Annotated in this window: 13 protein-coding genes; all 13 read right to left on the bottom strand. The window is 72.7% G+C overall.

Going from position 1 to position 15610, the window contains the following annotated elements:
- Window positions 1–80: 80 nt before the first annotated feature.
- Entirely contained in the window at window positions 81–1448 is a 1368-nt protein-coding gene (locus FHR77_RS11595; RefSeq protein ID WP_167259521.1) for an NHL repeat-containing protein, read from the bottom strand.
- A 424-nt stretch (window positions 1449–1872) separates the two neighbouring features.
- Window positions 1873–2649: a type II secretion system protein M gene (locus FHR77_RS11600; protein ID WP_167260402.1), complete on the bottom strand. Its 777-nt coding sequence runs from the start codon at window positions 2647–2649 to the stop codon at window positions 1873–1875.
- 1 nt (window position 2650) lies between these two features.
- The gene (locus FHR77_RS11605) at window positions 2651–3310 is read right to left on the bottom strand and encodes a hypothetical protein (protein ID WP_156370125.1); all 660 of its coding nucleotides are present in this window, start codon (window positions 3308–3310) and stop codon (window positions 2651–2653) included.
- The gene (gene pilM, locus FHR77_RS11610; protein WP_056057433.1) at window positions 3307–4356 is read right to left on the bottom strand and encodes a type IV pilus assembly protein PilM; all 1050 of its coding nucleotides are present in this window, start codon (window positions 4354–4356) and stop codon (window positions 3307–3309) included. The genes FHR77_RS11605 and pilM overlap by 4 nt, the downstream gene beginning before the upstream one ends.
- Window positions 4357–4384: 28 nt before the next feature.
- Window positions 4385–5227, bottom strand: a complete 843-nt coding sequence (locus FHR77_RS11615) for a prepilin peptidase (RefSeq protein ID WP_167260404.1) — start codon at window positions 5225–5227, stop codon at window positions 4385–4387.
- Window positions 5224–7029, bottom strand: a complete 1806-nt coding sequence (locus FHR77_RS11620; RefSeq protein ID WP_167260406.1) for a hypothetical protein — start codon at window positions 7027–7029, stop codon at window positions 5224–5226. Before FHR77_RS11620 ends, FHR77_RS11615 begins: the two co-directional genes overlap by 4 nt.
- Window positions 7026–7715 (bottom strand): prepilin-type N-terminal cleavage/methylation domain-containing protein, encoded by a 690-nt coding sequence (locus tag FHR77_RS11625; RefSeq protein ID WP_167260408.1) that lies wholly within the window; start codon window positions 7713–7715, stop codon window positions 7026–7028. The genes FHR77_RS11620 and FHR77_RS11625 overlap by 4 nt, the downstream gene beginning before the upstream one ends.
- On the bottom strand, window positions 7712–9127 hold the full coding sequence (locus FHR77_RS11630; protein WP_167260410.1) for a carboxypeptidase-like regulatory domain-containing protein: 1416 nt from the start codon (window positions 9125–9127) through the stop codon (window positions 7712–7714). The genes FHR77_RS11625 and FHR77_RS11630 overlap by 4 nt, the downstream gene beginning before the upstream one ends.
- A 90-nt stretch (window positions 9128–9217) precedes the next feature.
- Complete coding sequence (locus FHR77_RS16660; RefSeq protein WP_341777338.1) at window positions 9218–9655, bottom strand: type II secretion system protein; 438 nt, start codon at window positions 9653–9655, stop codon at window positions 9218–9220.
- A 262-nt stretch (window positions 9656–9917) separates the two neighbouring features.
- Complete coding sequence (locus tag FHR77_RS11640) at window positions 9918–11150, bottom strand: type II secretion system F family protein (RefSeq protein ID WP_167260412.1); 1233 nt, start codon at window positions 11148–11150, stop codon at window positions 9918–9920.
- A complete protein-coding gene (locus tag FHR77_RS16430) occupies window positions 11150–12985 on the bottom strand; it encodes a type IV pilus twitching motility protein PilT (RefSeq protein WP_279589073.1) in 1836 nt (611 codons plus the stop codon). The genes FHR77_RS11640 and FHR77_RS16430 overlap by 1 nt, the downstream gene beginning before the upstream one ends.
- Window positions 12986–13112: 127 nt before the next feature.
- Entirely contained in the window at window positions 13113–14774 is a 1662-nt protein-coding gene (locus FHR77_RS11650) for a GspE/PulE family protein (RefSeq protein ID WP_167260414.1), read from the bottom strand.
- 205 nt (window positions 14775–14979) lie between these two features.
- Window positions 14980–15531 (bottom strand): GNAT family N-acetyltransferase, encoded by a 552-nt coding sequence (locus FHR77_RS11655; protein ID WP_056057454.1) that lies wholly within the window; start codon window positions 15529–15531, stop codon window positions 14980–14982.
- Window positions 15532–15610 lie beyond the last annotated feature (79 nt).

Raw genomic sequence — 15610 nt, forward strand, 5'->3', positions numbered from 1 at the left:
GGGGCGGACGACGGGACCGCCTCGCCGCACCTCCGGGGAGGGCGGCGGGGCGGTCCCGTCGAGCGGAGCGTCGACCCGCGTCAGGCGCGGCGGCGTGCTCGACCGGCGCGGCCGGCGGCCACGGCGGTCAGGGCGAGGCCCAGGCCGACCAGGACGGCGGCGATGCCGAGCGGCGTCGTCGTGTCGGAGCCCGTGAAGGCGAGCTCGCCGTCGGCCGGCTCCGCGGCGGCACGGGTGGCCGTCGGGGTGAGGCGCGTCGGCGCCCCGGCGGCCGGCGTCGTCGCCGCGGGGGCGGCCGCGGCGGGCGTCGACGGGGTGGTCGGCACGGTCGGCGTCACCGCGGCCGGGGTGGTCGGCGTCGTCGGGGTCGTCGGCGTGGTCGGGGTCGTCGGGGTCGTCGGGGTCGTCGGGGTCGTGGGCGTCGTCGGGACGACGGCCGCCGCGGTGATCGCGAGGAACTGCAGGCGGTCGGTGTCGCTGTCGGTCACGACGACGGTGTCGCCGTCGACCGCGACGCCCCACGGGTTCGAGAAGGCGCAGGCGTCGGCCCCGCCGGCCCCCACGGTGGTCCACGTCTCGCCCTCGCGGACGAGGAGGACGTCGCGGGCCTCGTCGGTGACGTAGAGGCGGCCGGCGGCGTCGACGGCGATGCCCGCGGACTCGTCGAGGCGGAAGGGCACGGCGATGGTCGAGACCGTGCCGTCGGCGGCGACCACGCGCACCTCGTCGGCGGGGCGGTCGATGACGTAGACGAGGCCGTCCGCGCCGACGGCGACGCCGATCGTGCCGTCGGTGGTCTGCGGGTCGCTGGCGGGCAGCACGACGGCCCACGTGGTCTCGCCGGGGGCGAGCGCGACGACCTGGTCGGTGTAGCCGGTCGTGGCGTAGACGGTGCCGTCGGCGGCGACCGCGACGCTGGTCACGCGGTCGAAGCCGGCGTAGTCGGGCAGGGCCGTCCAGACCTGGGTGTCGGGCTGGTAGCGCAGCACGCGGTCCGCCTCGGTGTCGGCGACGACCAGGCTGTCGGCGCCGGCGGCGCTGCCGTCGAACGCGAGGCCGAAGGCCTGGCCCACGGGGCCCAGGTCGGCGCCGGGCGCGGGGGCGTCGGTGTAGGTGCCGTCGGCCGCACGCTGGTGCAGCACGCCGGTGGCCGAGTCGAGCACCCAGATGCTGTCGCGGGCCGTGTCGACCGCGACGCCCTTGGGGTAGTCGAGGCCGTCGGCGCGACCGGGGACGTCCTCGGACGTCGTGCACGACAGCGTGGCCGGCGCGGTGGCGGCGAGCGCAGAGGGCGCGGGGAGGAGGACGACGGAGGCGGCGAGCAGGGCCGGGATCGCGACCGCGGCCAGGCGGGTGCGACCGCTGAGGCCGCGCCTCCCGGCGTCGGTCGGGGCGGAGGAGGGCAGGGCGGGGCGCGCGTCAGGGCGCGCCGACGAGGACATCGACATTCGGGTGTGCGACTTTCGTGCGGAGTGGTTCGCGACCGCGGGCGTTCGGGGCGCCCGGGACGTCGAGCTGGGTGGGCTCGGCGTCGTCGTGGTGGGTGGCCACGAGGGGCAGGTCGCGGGCGCGCCCGGTCGGGATGGTCGGGCGGCTCTCCTGGAGACTACGGGCTCGGGCCCGGGAGGGCGATGTGGACGACGGGTGGTTCCCCCCGCCCGGGGGGGCGTGGTGGCCCTCACCCGGGGTACACGGGGACCGTGCGGTCGGGGCGGTGGCGGGGGACACGCGCGCGGTCGTCGTCGCCGTCGTCGCCGATCGGCCCCCGACGACGCCGGGCGCCCCGGACGACGAACGAGTGGTCACGACGTGCTCCTCCGCCGGGGCGGGGAGGGCACGTCGTGACCACTCGAGGGTCGTGCAGGTGGGGGGCTACTCCCCCGCGGCCGTGCTGTCGTCGGCGTCGCCCTCGGCCTGCGCGGTCGGCGTCGTGGTGGCGTCGGTCGGCGTCGAGGCCGCGTCGAGCAGCACGTAGACGTTGCCCGAGACCGTCCAGCTGTCGGGGGCCGCGCCCTCGCTGCCGGCCTCCTCGCTGCCGGAGCTGCCGAAGGTCTCGAGGGCGAACAGCCGGCTGCCGCCCTGGAGGGCCGCGACGAAGTCGAGGGCGTCGGAGTACGAGCCCTCGACCGTGATCGAGACCGGCACGACGGAGAAGTTCGCCGCGGTGATCGCCGGGTCGCTCACGAGGTCGGGCGCCGTGGGGGCGACGGGCTCCGCGGCCGGCGCGGCCGTGGCGGCGTCGGTCGACTCGGCCGTGGCGTCCGTGGAGGCCGCGGCGTCGGCCGGGGCGGCGGCCGCGACCGGGGCGTACGCCTCGGCCTCGGTCGTCGTGATGTCGACCACGGTCGTGCTGGTCTCGTCGGAGAGCCGGCTGACCTCGCTGATGAAGGTCGAGAGCGACGCCGACGACGGGATCGCCGTCTGCAGCGTGCCGAGCTCGGACCGCAGCGCGGGCAGGGCGTCGTTGTCGGCCTGCAGCTGGGCGATCGCCGCCCGGATCTGCTCGTTCTGCGTCGTCACCGTCGTGATCTGCTCGCGCGACGCGGTGGCCGCCGAGAGCTGCGGCTGGACGCCGAGCAGGAAGCCGAGGGCGAGCACCACGACGGCGGTGCCCATCGCGGCGAACATCATGAGTCGGTTGCGGTCCACGTCAGTCGTCCTTCTCGTCGAACCGGCCCGAGAAGGCGTCGGCGGTGATGTGCATGGTGACGGTCGCCTCGTAGACGCCGTCGGAGAAGGCGACCGACCCGGGGGTCGCGTCGGCGAAGCCGGGCAGGGTCGCGAGGCCGTCGAGCCAGACCGGCACGGCGGGCAGGGTGGGGCTCGTCGCGGTGAAGACGACGGTCGCGACGCGCGAGCCCTCGAGCGGGGACGTGCCCTGCGCGTACGACTCGAGCGGCGAGGCCTGGTCGAGCGAGACGCTCGTCACGGTGACGCCGACGGGCAGGGTGCCCTGCACCGAGCGGAGGTAGGTCGCCCAGTCGATGTCGGTGGAGCCTCCGACGGCCTGGCCCGACTCGATCAGGTCGACCTGCGACTGCGTGTCGCGCACCTCGGAGAACTTCGCCTGCTGCGCGAGCAGCGTGCTCGTCTCGCTCTGGACCACGGTGAGGTCGTCGGCCGCGGAGAGCGAGCCGAGGGTCGCGGCTCCCGAGGCGACGACGGTGGCGGCCACGAGCACGACGACGCCGAGCCAGGTGCGGCGCGTGGTCGAGGCGGCGCGACGCTCGGCCCGCACCTCCGGGGGAAGCAGGTCGACGCGGGGGGCGCCTCCCACGGTGATGGCGGCGTCTCTCTTGGACGATCTCATGCGGCGCTCCCGAGGGCGAGGCCCAGGGCCACGGTCAGGTCGGAGGGGCGGGCCCGGAGGGCCGCCTCGTCGACGGTCTTGGCGACGGCGACCGTCGCGAGGGGGTCGCCGAGGGCGACGGGGAGGCGCGTGACCTCCGACAGGGCGTCGGAGAAGCCCGGCATGGCCGAGCCTCCCCCGGCGAGCAGGATGCCCGCGACGGGGTTGGCGGGCCGCGTGTTGACGAAGTACTGGACGGTGTTGCGCAGGCTGCCGAGCAGGTCGTTGGTCGACTCGAAGATGGCCGACGAGGCCGCCTGCTCCTGCGGGGTGGTGACGACGGTCGAGAGTCCGCGGGCGTGCTTGAGCTGCTCGGCCGCGGCCGGGCCCGTCTCGAGCGCGGCGGCCACGGCCTGCGTGATGTCGTCGCCGCCCGAGGGGATGATGCGGACGAACTGCGGCACCCCGTCGGTCACCATGACGACCGAGGTCGTGTTGTGCCCGATCTCGACGACGGCCACCGTGCCGACGACCCGGGGGCGGTTCACGAGGAGGCGCACCGTCGCGAACGGGATGAGGTCGACGCCCAGCGTGGTCAGGCCGGCGAGCTTGCTGGCACGGACGTTGCCGAGCACGGCGTCCTTGACGGCGGCGATCAGCAGCCCGTTGACGACCGGGCCGTTGTCGCCCACTCCCTCGCTGTACGGGTAGAAGTCGAGGAGCGCGTCGGCCACCGGCACCGGCAGCATGTCCTGCACCTGGAAGGGCAGCGCCTCCTTGATCCGCTGCGGCGACATCTTCGCGACGGTGAGGTCGCGGGCCAGCACGCGCTGGTTGCCCATGCCGAGCACGACCCGCTTGCTCTTGAAGCCGCCGGCCGACCAGAGCTGCTTGAGCGACCCGGCGACCGTCTGCGGCTCGAGCACCTCGCCGCGGCTCGCCGCGCCCTCGGGCAGCTCGACCTCGGCGAAGCGGACCACGGTCGGCTTCGCCTTGTCGGCGTCGGCCACCTCGACGGCGCGCACGGTGCGGCTGCCGATGTCGATGCCCACGATGTTCTTGCCCATCAGTGCTGCTCTCTGTCAGGTCGCCTGGTCATGCCAGGCCGAGGAGGGTGAGGTAGCCGGTGGCGACGATGCCGCCGACGAAGACGCCGACCCAGGCGCCCGCGAGCATCCAGGGTCCGAAGGGGATGCCGCCGCTGCGCTGCACCCGGCGGGTGGCCAACAGGACGACCGAGAACAGGCCGCCGAGGAGGAACGCCGCGAACGACCCGACGGCGAGCTCGGCCCAGCCGAGCCAGCCCAGGTAGAGGCCGAGCACGCCGGCGAGCTTGATGTCGCCGAGGGCCATGCCGCCCTTCCAGCCGAGGCCGAGGGCCAGGTAGAAGAGGAACATCGCGGCGAGGCCGACGCCGGCGCGGAGGAGCGCCGCCCAGTCGCCGACCAGCGCGCTCGAGGCGGCGAGGAGGACGCCGCCCACCGCGTAGCTCGGCAGGACGATCGCGTCGGGCAGGCGGTGGTGCTCGACGTCGATGACGGCGAGCGCGACGCTCGCTCCGGCCAGCCAGAGGAAGGCGAGCAGGGCGAGGAGGCGCGACACCAGCGGCAGGACCTCCGTCGGCACGTCGGTGAGCGGCCAGAGCCGCGCCGCGACGACGAGGAAGAAGACGCCCGTGGCGAGCTCGACGATCGGGTAGCGGGCCGAGATCGCCGCCGAGCAGTCGCGGCAGCGCCCGCGGAGGGCGAGCCAGCTGACCACGGGCACGTTGTCACGACGACGGATCGGCGAGCTGCACGACGGGCAGGCGCTGGCCGGGCGTGCGATCGAGACGCCGGCCGGCACGCGGTGCACGACGACGTTGAGGAACGAGCCGATGAGGAGGCCGAGGCCGCCGGCGACGAACAGGGCGACGAGCCAGGGGGCGGCGGCGGTCACGAGGCGGCTCCCGTCGACCGGTAGGCGGGCAGGACCTCGGTCTGCGTGGTGATGCCGTACGACGTGGTCACCGGGCTGAGGAACTTCGGCGGCGCGAGGTAGCGCAGGCGGGTGTCGTACGCGTAGGCCTTGATGTAGCCGTTCGAGCCGTTGCGCACGACGCCACGGAAGGCCTGGGCGATCGAGCCCTTCACCGTGAGCGTGCCCCGGTCGCCGCCCCGCCCGTAGTTCTGCACGAGGAAGGAGTGGTTGACCGAGATGATCGCCGCGTCGATCTCGCGATCCGAGTCGCCGAGCAGCGAGGCGCCGGTGGCGGCCGACACGGGGTTCCAGACCCACGCGACGCCGTCGGACGCGAGGCCGAGGACGTTCGTGCTGGCGTTCGTCTGCGAGTACACGACGTCGCCCGTGACGTAGAGGTAGTTCTGGGCCGCCACCGTGAGCTGGCCCTGGAAGGTGCCCTTGACGAAGACGTCACCACTACGGGCTCCGTAGGCGCAGGTGCCGGTGCCGGTGCCGCCGGTGGTCGAGGAGGTCGGGACGGACTCGCCTGCCCGGGGGTAGCCGACGTGGTTGTTGCCGCACGACGTCTCGGTGAGGTCGCCGACCGACGCGGCGGCGTTGACGTTCTGCTTCCCCGCGCCGGCGCCGGCGACGAGGACGGGGATGTTCTGCACGTAGACGATGTTGTTCGCGGGCACGGGGATCGTCGCGCCCTTGGCGGAGCCGAGCTGGCCGTCGGCCGTGCCGGGCAGCCCGCAGTCGGCGTCGGTCGTTCCCTCGGTCGCAGCGGCGTTCGAGATGCGGGTCTTCTTCGTGTACGGGGACTTCACCGTCATCTTGCCGTCGGCGGTGAAGACGATGTCGGTCGGCCCCGTGTACAGGCAGCCGGGGCGCGCGACCTCACCGGGGATGTCGGTGCGCATCTCGCGGATCTTGTCGCCCAGGGTGTCGGGCATCAGGACGCTCGCCACCTGGTCGGGCCCCGCACCGGGGGCGCGCTCCTTGAGGAACCGCTGGCCCGAGCACGCGTAGCCGTTCGAGTCGACCTGGGCGTACGAGCGGCCCGTCGTCGGGCTCGCCGTCGTGACGCCCTGCTCGAAGGTGGCCGAGCAGACGCGCATCGTGTCGTTCGAGTGCGCGGGGCCGGCGATGACGTCGCCGCCGCTGAATGCGATCTCGCCGCAGGCGTCGCCCTGGGTGCGGCCCTCCCACGCGTGACGCTTGCAGTCGGCGCTCGTCTTGCCCGTGAGCGTCGGGTCCTGCGACTCGATGTCGGTGAAGTAGAGGTAGTCGATGAAGCCCTTCTGACGGAGCTCCGCGATCACCGACCGGGTCTCGCTGCCGACCTTCCCGGTCGCTCGCACGCGGAGCGCGCCCGCCGAGGCGAACTTCGAGTTGTCGACCTCGTAGCGGAACGACGCCCGGCCCTCGCTGAAGGGCACCGTGGCCCAGGTGCCTGCGGCCCCCGTGCCGAAAGCGGGGTTGACCTGCGAACCGGTCGGCAGGCTCACGGGGCTCGCGGTCAGCTTGCTGAAGGGCGCGGCCGGGTTCCCGAACTGCTGGTAGCTGTTGTCGTTCGCGAGGCGCGCCTGGTACTCCTCCACGCCCGCGTAGGCGGCGGAGAGGGCGGCGTTCCAGTCCTGGTCGCGGTCGGCCTTCTTCAGGCCGCTGGTCGCGACCGTCAAGGCGGTGGCCGCCATGATGATGAGCACCATGCCGAAGATCAGGGTGATGGCCATGGCCATCCCGCGGTCGTCGCGGAGACGGTCGAGGCGGAGCGCGCGGCGGAGTCGGATCACGAGACGGCCCCCCCGAGGAGGTTCGAGAGCGAGACGCTGTTCTGGAGGGTGACCGTCTGGGCGGTCTTGGCGCCGGCCCGGTCGACGGACAGGCTGATGCGCACCGAGGCGATCGTCGACATCTGGGTCGAGGTGAGGGCGCCGGAGGCGTCGGGCAGCAGCTGCTTGCCACTGAAGTCGACGTAGCTGAAGAGCGGCGTGCCCGAGACCGCGGTCGTCAGCACGGAGCCCCCGACGACGCGCGTCGTCGCGGCCCTCGTGAACTCCCACGAGTCGGACCCGCTGGCGGTGCCGACGACGGTCGTCTCGACGAGGCTGCGGTCGGGGCGGACGGTGAACGACACCTTCCGAGGGACGGTGCTGACGGAGTCCGCGGTGTTGACCGCCGAGGTCAGGGTCAGGGCCTCGGTCGAGGCCACGCTGAAGGACGGCGCCTCGGTGCCGCCGGGGGCGGGGATCGTGCGGGCGGCACGGATCGTGCGGGTGAGGTCGGCGAGGCCGGTCGACGCGACACGGGTGTTGAGGTCGATCGAGCGGGCCTGGCTCGTGGCCTTGGCGAGCGAGACGAAGGTGGTCGACACCACGGTGATGACGATGCCGAAGACCATCATCGCGACGAGCAGCTCCGCCAGGCTCACGCCCGCGTCGTCGCGACGTCGGGCCAGGAGCGTGCGCAGAGCGCTCACGAGGCGGGCCTCGGGTCGAGGCTCACGACGTTCGACGACGTGCCGGAACCGCCGAGGATCGCGCCGAGCAGGGAGCCGATCAGGCCGCTCAGCGTGACGCCGCGGAGGGTCGAGGTGCTGCCGCCGGACGAGATGGCCCAGGTGCCGTAGGGGAGGGCGAGGGTGACCTCCCCGGAATTGGTCTTGTTCTTCACCGTGAAGTTGTAGGTCTGGGGCACGGCGCAGCCGGGGTCGCCGTTGAGGGCCGCGGACGACGTCGCCCGGACGACCGTGTCGGTGCCGGCTGCCAGGCGGATGGTCACCACGCCCATGGGCAGCGGGTAGGCGGCCTTCCCGTCGGAGGCGGCCACGAAGGGCTGCACCGGAGCCGTCTTGCCCGCGGCGTTGGCCGGCCAGAGCGACGGGTCGGGCGAGAGGCAGGTGCCGCCCGCCGTGCCCGTCGGTCGGTAGTCGCCCGCGACCATGCGGTAACCGGTGGCGAGCGGGAAGAGGAAGACGTCGGACGGCGTGCCCGTGGTCGTCGTCGGAGCGGGCCCGCCGAGGACGGTCGTCTTTAGGTCGTCGGGCAGGAGGACGGAGGGACCGCTGTAGTTCGAAGCGTACTTGACGGCGAAGTCGTCGCCCGGGGCGTAGGTGAACGACACGCCTGCGGAGTCGCCCTTGACGACGACGATGCCGGTCTTGACCGGGGCCGCCGCCTGGGCGGCGTCCCGCCAGGGAGCGGCGTCCGATCGGGAGATCGTGACCTTGTACGCGCCGGGGAGCACCTTGATGGCGACCGCGCAGCCGTCAGCGTTCGTGGTGCCGGGCTTCGACGCAGCGGTGAGCGCCTTGCCGGGGCTCGACGTGGTCGTGTCGGGCTCGACGGTGACGACGAGGCCGGGGACGGGTGCGCCCTGGGCGTCCTTGACGCCGACGAGGATCGTGCCGGTGTCCTGGTCGTTGAGGCGACTGTTGGGGGCGAGGATCGTCTCGCTGCGCACGGGCGAGTCGGAGCTGCGCATGCCCTCCCACTTGACCTCGACGTGGACGTGCTTGTAGAAGAGGGAGCCGTTGCCGCTCGCGGCGGCCGGGGTGCAGGTGGCGTCGACGCCGGAGGTCGTCTGCCACGACGCGGTCTGCTTGACGGTGTATGTGACTCCGCCGACGCTCTTCTTCGTCTGGCCGCTGGCCACCTGGATGACGTCGGAGGTGCCGCGGGCGACGTCGACGGCCTCGGAGGCCAGGTTCGTCGCCACCTCACGGCTGCGGTTGTCGCTCGAGATGGAGAGCGTCAGCCCCACGGCGACGACGGAGCCGACGGTGATGACCGCGAAGACCAGGAGGGCGACGACCACCTCGACGAGCGAGAGGCCGGCGTCGCGGTCGGCCGGGTCGGCGGGCCGCAGCCGGTCGCTGAGGAGCTGGAGCATGGTGGGTCACCTCCCGGTCGGGTCAGGGGTGGAGTTGCGGGGGGATGTCTCGGGGGGAGGGTGGGCGCCCTCCCCCCGAGGTGAGGAGTGCTACTTGCAGGCGCCTTCGACGACTGCTGCAGCGTCCGTGATGCTGAAGGCCTTGCCGGTCTTGCCCGTTCCGTTGATGCAGAAGGTGGTCGTGCCCGCGGTGGGCGCTGCCTTGAAGCCGAGGACGTTGTCCGCGCTGACCGTGTAGCCGTACTTGCCGAGGGTCGCGGCGTCGAGCGTGGTGGGCAGGTTGCCCGTGTCGGTCTGGAACCCGATGACCGCGGTCTTCGCGTTCGAGAGGTCGCTCTTCACGGAGGCGTCGCGGGCGTTGTTCTGCACGCCGAGGTACACCGGGATGGCGATGGCGGCGAGGATGCCGATGATGATCACGACGACGAGGAGCTCGATGAGCGTGAAGCCCTTGTCCTTGTCGGCGGCGAGGTTCTGGCGGCGAGCGCTGAGCTTGCCCATGAGCGCGAAGTACATGAGGGTGTCCATTCCGGTACGGGGTGCAGGGGGAGAGTGATCGGCAGCGGTCACTGATCACCGCCGGGAACGATGCTGCCAGCGGGCCGCGGCCCCCGGAATCCCTTGGACGGGGGGTTATGCCCTGCGACACGGCCCCAGTCCGGGGCTCCCCCGAACGGGACAGAACCCCTGGTCACGCCTCGATCACACCCGTACGGGGCACACGCACGGAGGACCCCCTCCGGGCGACAGGTGTCGCCCGGAGGGGGTCCCGGGCAGTGCGGGCCGAGCGCTACTTGATCAGCGAGGTGATCTGGAAGATCGGCAGGTAGAGCGCGACGATCATGCCGCCGACCACGACGCCGAGGAAGGCGATCAGCAGCGGCTCGATCAGCGCGGTGAGCGACTCGGTGGTCGACTTGACCTCCTGGTCGTAGAAGTCCGCGACCTTCTCGAGCATGGTCTGCAGCGAGCCGCTGTCCTCCCCCACCGCGATCATCTGGGTCACCATCGACGGGAAGACGCCGGAGGCGGTGAGCGGGGCGGCGATGGACTCGCCCTGCCGCACCGACTCCGCGACCTCGACCAGCGCCTCCTCGAGCACGTAGTTGCCCGAGACCTCGCCCACGATCCGCAGCGCGGTGAGGATGGGCACGCCGGCGCCGATCATGTTCGAGAAGTTGCGGGCGAAGCGCGCGATCGCGATCTTGCGCAGCAGCACGCCGAAGACCGGCAGTTTGAGCTTCAGCGGGTCGAGGCGCGAGCGCACCTTGACGCTGTTCTTGTTCGTGCGCCACCAGATCGAGAACACGATGCCGAGCACCAGGGCGACGGGCACCACGTACGGCATCGCCTGAGACGCGTAGACGAGCATCATCGTCGGCAGCGGCAGCTTGCCGCCCAGGTTCGTGAACATGTCCTGGAAGATCGGCACGATGAAGAGCAGCATCACGACGACGGCGACGAGCGACATCACGAGCACGACGACCGGGTAGGTCATCGCCGACTTGATCGTGCCGCGGAGGGCGACCTCCTTCTCGAAGTTCTCGGCCGTCGACTCGAGCGCCTTGTCGAGGAACCCGCCGACCTCGCCCGCCTTGATCATGTTGATCATCAGGGGCGGGAAGTCCTTGTCGTGCTTGCCGACCGCGTCGGAGAACGAGACCCCGGTCTCGACGTCGTCGCGCACCTCCCCCATGATCTTCGCCAGGCGCTTGCTCTCGACCTGGTCGGCGAGGATCGTCAGGGTGCGCAGCAGCGACAGGCCCGACCCGATCATGGTCGCCATCTGGCGCGACATGACCGCGATGTCCTTCATCTTCACGGCCTTGTCGCCGAGGCCGGGGATCGACACCTCGCGCTGCAGGCCGGTTCCGGCCGCCGCCTCCGTGATCGAGATCGGCTGCACGCCCATCGTGCGCAGGCGTGTGATGACCGCGCCCTCGCTCGAGGCGTCGACCTTGCCCTTGACGACCTTGCCCGCCGTGTCGCGCCCCTTGTAGGCGTAGGCGACCGCGCCGGCCATCAGGCGTCGCCCCGCGAGAAGGCGTCGCCGAAGTCGATGCCGCTGTCGAGGCCCTGCGACTCGCTCTTGTTGATGACGCGCGTGACGAGGCGGTCGAAGCCCTCCCGGTCGTGCACCTTCTCCATCGCGGCCTTGTGCGTCACGACGCCCGTGTTGACGAGGTCGGCGAGCTTCTGGTCCATGGTGTGCATGCCGAGGTCACGGCCCGCCTGCATCGACGAGGCGATCTGGTAGGTCTTGCCCTCGCGCACGAGGTTGCCGATGGCCGGCGTCATCATCATGATCTCCGTCGCGACGACCCGGCCACGGCCGCTCGCCTTGGGCAGCAGGGTCTGGCAGACGACGCCGCGGAGCGTCGAGGCCAGCTGGGTGCGCACCTGGTCCTGCTGGTGCGGCGGGAAGACGTCGATCACGCGGTCGATCGTCTGCGCGGCGCTCTGCGTGTGCAGCGTCGCGAAGACGAGGTGCCCGGTCTCGGCGGCCGTCAGCGCAACCGAGATGGTCTCGAGGTCGCGGAGCTCGCCGATCAGGATCACGTCCGGGTCCTGGCGCAGCACGTGCTTGAGGGCGGCGGCGAAGCTGTGGGTGTCGTGCCCGACCTCGCGCTGGTTCACCAGCGAGCGCTTGTGCTGGTGCATGAACTCGATCGGGTCCTCGACCGTGACGATGTGGTCGGCCCGGGTGCGGTTCACCAGGTCGATCAGCGCCGCGAGGGTGGTCGACTTGCCGGAGCCCGTGGGGCCCGTGACGAGCACGAGGCCGCGGGGCAGCTTCGCGAAGGTCGACACCGACTCGGGCACCCCCAGCTCGTGCAGCGGCTTGATCTCGGTCGGGATGAGGCGGAACGCCGCCCCGAGCGAGCCGCGCTGCTGGTAGAAGTTCACGCGGAAGCGCGAGTCGTCGGAGAGCGACCAGGCGAAGTCGAGCTCGAGCTCGTCGTCGAAGCGCTCCTGCTGCTCGGGCGTGAGCAGGCTCGCGAGGGCCGCGGCGACCGTCACGGCGTCCCACGGCTCGGGCGAGGTGTGGGTCGGCTGCAGCGAGCCGTCCACCCGCAGCGTGGGAGCGGCGTCGACCGTGACGTGGAGGTCGGAGGCGCCGCGCTGGACGACCTCGATCAGGGCGGCGACGAGGCCGGGGTGCGCCGTGGTGCGGGCGTGCTCGTGCAGCTCGATGCCGAGGTCAGTGGCCGAGACGACGGGCAGGGCCGCGGTGACCGGAGTCGCGGGCGAGGCCACCGGGGCGGCGTGCTGGGGCTGGGGCTGCGCCACGGAGGCGGCCGCGGGGAGCACGGGACGGGCGGCCGGAGGGGTCACGGGCGACGGGGCGGAGGCGTGCACGACGGGAGCCGGGGCCGGGGCCGGAGCCGGAGCAGCAGTCGGCTCCGCGACGGCGACCACCGGGGCGACGGCCACCGGCACGGCCGACACGGCGGGCTCGTCGGCCATGTCCGCGATCGCGTCGAAGCGCGGGTCGCTCCAGCTCGGCGTGGCCGGGGCGCGCGTGAGCCCCACCACCGCTGGTGACGACGGGGCGCGACCGCTGCCGACCTCGGCCGCGGCGGACGCGACCGCCGCGCCGAGGGCCTCGGCGAGGCGCGCGGCCCGTCGGCTCGAGGGCGCGGGCGTCGGGGTCCAGCCCAGCACCGCCTCCTGGTCGCCCTCGAGCGCGTAGACGTGCTTCGTCGGGTCGACGGGGGGCGAGGCGGGCACGAGCGTCACCGGCGCGGGCGGCTCCCACGACGTCGCGGGCGTGTCGGTGCTGACCTCGCGGCCGGGTCGGCCGGGGGCCCACCCGTCGGCGGCGTGGGGCTCGTCGGGGATCTCGTAGACGCTCATGCGGCGGCCTCCGGGGCGGTGGTGGCGGATCGGGTCTCGGGGGCGACGACGCGCGTCGCGGGAGCAGGTGCCGGTGCCGCAGCCCCGGCGGGCGCCGAGGCAGGGGCGGAGGAGGCGCGGGGCCGGGTCACGCGACCACCCGCAGGATCTCCTCGACGCTGGTGAGGCCGAGCTTCGCCTTCTCCCAGCCGTCCTGGCGGAGCGTGAGCATGCCCTGCTCGCGGGCGGTGCGGCCGATCTCGGCGCTCGAGGCGCGGGTCACGGCGAGGCGCTCGATCTCCTCCGAGACGCTCATCACCTCGTGCAGGGCGATGCGCCCGCGGTAGCCCGTGTTGGAGCACTGCTGGCAGCCGACGGGCTGGAACACCGTCGGGTCCTCGCCGTCGCGCAGCTCGAACTTCAGCGCGGCGAGCTGCCGCGGCGAGTAGTTCGTGGGCTGCTTGCAGCGGTCGCAGAGGCGCCGGGCGAGGCGCTGGGCCACGACGCAGTCGATGGCGCTCCCGACCAGGAAGGGCTCGATGCCCATCTCGGTGAGCCGCGTGATGGCGCTCGGGGCGTCGTTCGTGTGCAGCGTGCTGAGCACGAGGTGGCCGGTCAGCGACGCCTCGATGGCGATCTGCGCGGTCTCGTGGTCGCGGATCTCGCCGAGCAGGACGACGTCGGGGTCGGAGCGGAGGATGCTCCGCAGCGCGCTCGCGAACGTGAGGCCGGCCTTCGGGTTGACCTGCACCTGGTTGATGCCGCGCATCCGGTACTCGACCGGGTCCTCGACCGTGATGACGTTGATCTCGGGGCGGGCGACGGCGTTGAGCGTCGTGTAGAGCGTCGTCGACTTGCCCGAGCCCGTGGGGCCCGTGACGAGGATCATGCCGTACGGCTTCGAGTACGACGCCGCGTAGACGTCGAAGTTGCGCTCTAGCAGGTTGAGGTCGCGGAGGCTCATCGACGTGTTCGAGTTGTCGAGGATCCGCATGACGACCTTCTCGCCCCACACCGTGGGCAGCGTCGCGACGCGGAGATCGATCTGGCGGCCGCCGTGGCGCACCGACATGCGGCCGTCCTGCGGCTTGCGGCGCTCGGCGATGTCGATCTCGCTCATGATCTTGAGGCGCGAGATGACGCCGTTCTGGATGGCCTTCGGGGCCGGCTGCATCTCGTGCAGCACGCCGTCGATGCGGTAGCGGATCCGGACGTCGGTCTCGCTCGGCTCGATGTGGATGTCGGAGGCGTGGTCGGTGATCGCCTGGCTCACGAGCAGGTTGACGAAGCGCACGATGGGCACGTCGTCGTCGGGGCCGTCGGTGATGTCGGCCGCCGACTCCTGCGCCTTCTCCTCCTCGAGCGTGCTCGTGAGGTCGTTGAGCTCGTCGTCGGCGCGGAGGTAGCGGTCGATCGCGGCGAGCAGGTCGCCCTTCTCGGCGACCACGGGGTCGACGCCGATGCGGAGGCCCGCGCGCACGTCGTCGATGGCGAAGACGTCGCCCGGGTCGGCCATCGCGAGCAGGAGGCCGCCGTCGCGCACGCCGATGGGCAGCACGCTGTGGCGGCGACAGACGGCGGCGGGCACCATCGTGACGGCGGCGCGGTCGACGGGGTAGTCGATCAGCTCGACGAAGTCCATGCCGGCGGCCTGCGCACGCGCGCGGGCCACCTGCGAGGTGGTCACGACGCCCTGCGACAGGAGCTCGCGGATGGAGGCCTCCTCGTCGGTGGAGCGGCGACCGACGCGGTCGAGGTACTCCATGGGCAGCAGGCCGTGCAGGATCAGGATCTCGGTCATGGAAGCCACGGGACGTACCTCCTCGGTACAGCCGCCGCGGGTGGTCGGGATCGCGTCGGCACGGTCGCCCGGGTCGGGAGTCCGAGCGGTGTCCACGCTAAGGCGAGCAGGCCTCGGGGGCACGTCCCAGAGCGGGTGCCCCCGCAAGGGGGCACAGGGCGTCACCCGTCGCCGCGGCCGGCCGTGCAGGAGGCCTGCGGGAGGCGCGGGCCGGCTACCCGAGGACGCGCTGGTAGAGCACGTGGTCCTGCCACCGCCCGGCGATCCGGAGGTAGCTCGGCGCCGTGCCGATCAGCGTGAACCCCGACGCCTCGAGCACGCGCCGGGAGGGCACGTTGTGCGGCAGGGCGCTCGCCTCGAGGCGGTGCAGCCGCAGGCGCGTCGCGGCGAGGTCGGCCACGACCGCCACGGCCGCCCGGGCGAGGCCTCGGCCCGTCCGCTCCCGGTCGACCCAGTAGCCGACCGAGGCGGCCTGGACCGGGCCACGGACGATGTGGTTCAGCGAGATGCCGCCGACGACGCGGTCGCCGTCGGGTCCGCGCTCGACGAGGTGGAGGGGCAGGGCCTCCCCCGAGTCCGCCGCCGCGATCCGTGCCGTCAGCAGGGCGAGCTGGCCGGCCGGCTCGAAGAACGAGGCCGGGCGAGCAGGGTCCCAGGGGGCGAGGTGGTCGCGGTTGCGCGCCTGCGCGGCCGCCAGCGACGCGGCGTCGCCGACCCGCGCCTCCCTCAGGGTGACGTCGTCGGTGAGGGCCTGCTCGAACTGCACCCCACCGAGCGTAGGCGCGGGCACCACGAAGGGCCCCGGCTCTCGCAGGTGCGAGAGCCGGGGCCCTTCGTGGTGCTGG

Origin of the sequence: Frigoribacterium endophyticum (assembly GCF_011759585.1) — a bacterium.
Taxonomy (GTDB): Bacteria; Actinomycetota; Actinomycetes; order Actinomycetales; family Microbacteriaceae; genus Frigoribacterium; species Frigoribacterium endophyticum.

Excerpts from the sequence above, each read along its gene's own strand:
- FHR77_RS11595 (WP_167259521.1), bottom strand. The coding sequence starts at position 1,448 with ATGTCGATGTCCTCGTCGGCGCGCCCTGACGCGCGCCCCGCCCTGCCC.
- FHR77_RS11605 (WP_156370125.1), bottom strand. The coding sequence starts at position 3,310 with ATGAGATCGTCCAAGAGAGACGCCGCCATCACCGTGGGAGGCGCCCCC.
- pilM (WP_056057433.1), bottom strand. The coding sequence starts at position 4,356 with ATGGGCAAGAACATCGTGGGCATCGACATCGGCAGCCGCACCGTGCGC.
- FHR77_RS11630 (WP_167260410.1), bottom strand. The coding sequence starts at position 9,127 with ATGCTCCAGCTCCTCAGCGACCGGCTGCGGCCCGCCGACCCGGCCGAC.
- FHR77_RS16660 (WP_341777338.1), bottom strand. The coding sequence starts at position 9,655 with ATGGACACCCTCATGTACTTCGCGCTCATGGGCAAGCTCAGCGCTCGC.
- FHR77_RS11640 (WP_167260412.1), bottom strand. The coding sequence starts at position 11,150 with ATGGCCGGCGCGGTCGCCTACGCCTACAAGGGGCGCGACACGGCGGGC.
- FHR77_RS16430 (WP_279589073.1), bottom strand. The coding sequence starts at position 12,985 with ATGAGCGTCTACGAGATCCCCGACGAGCCCCACGCCGCCGACGGGTGG.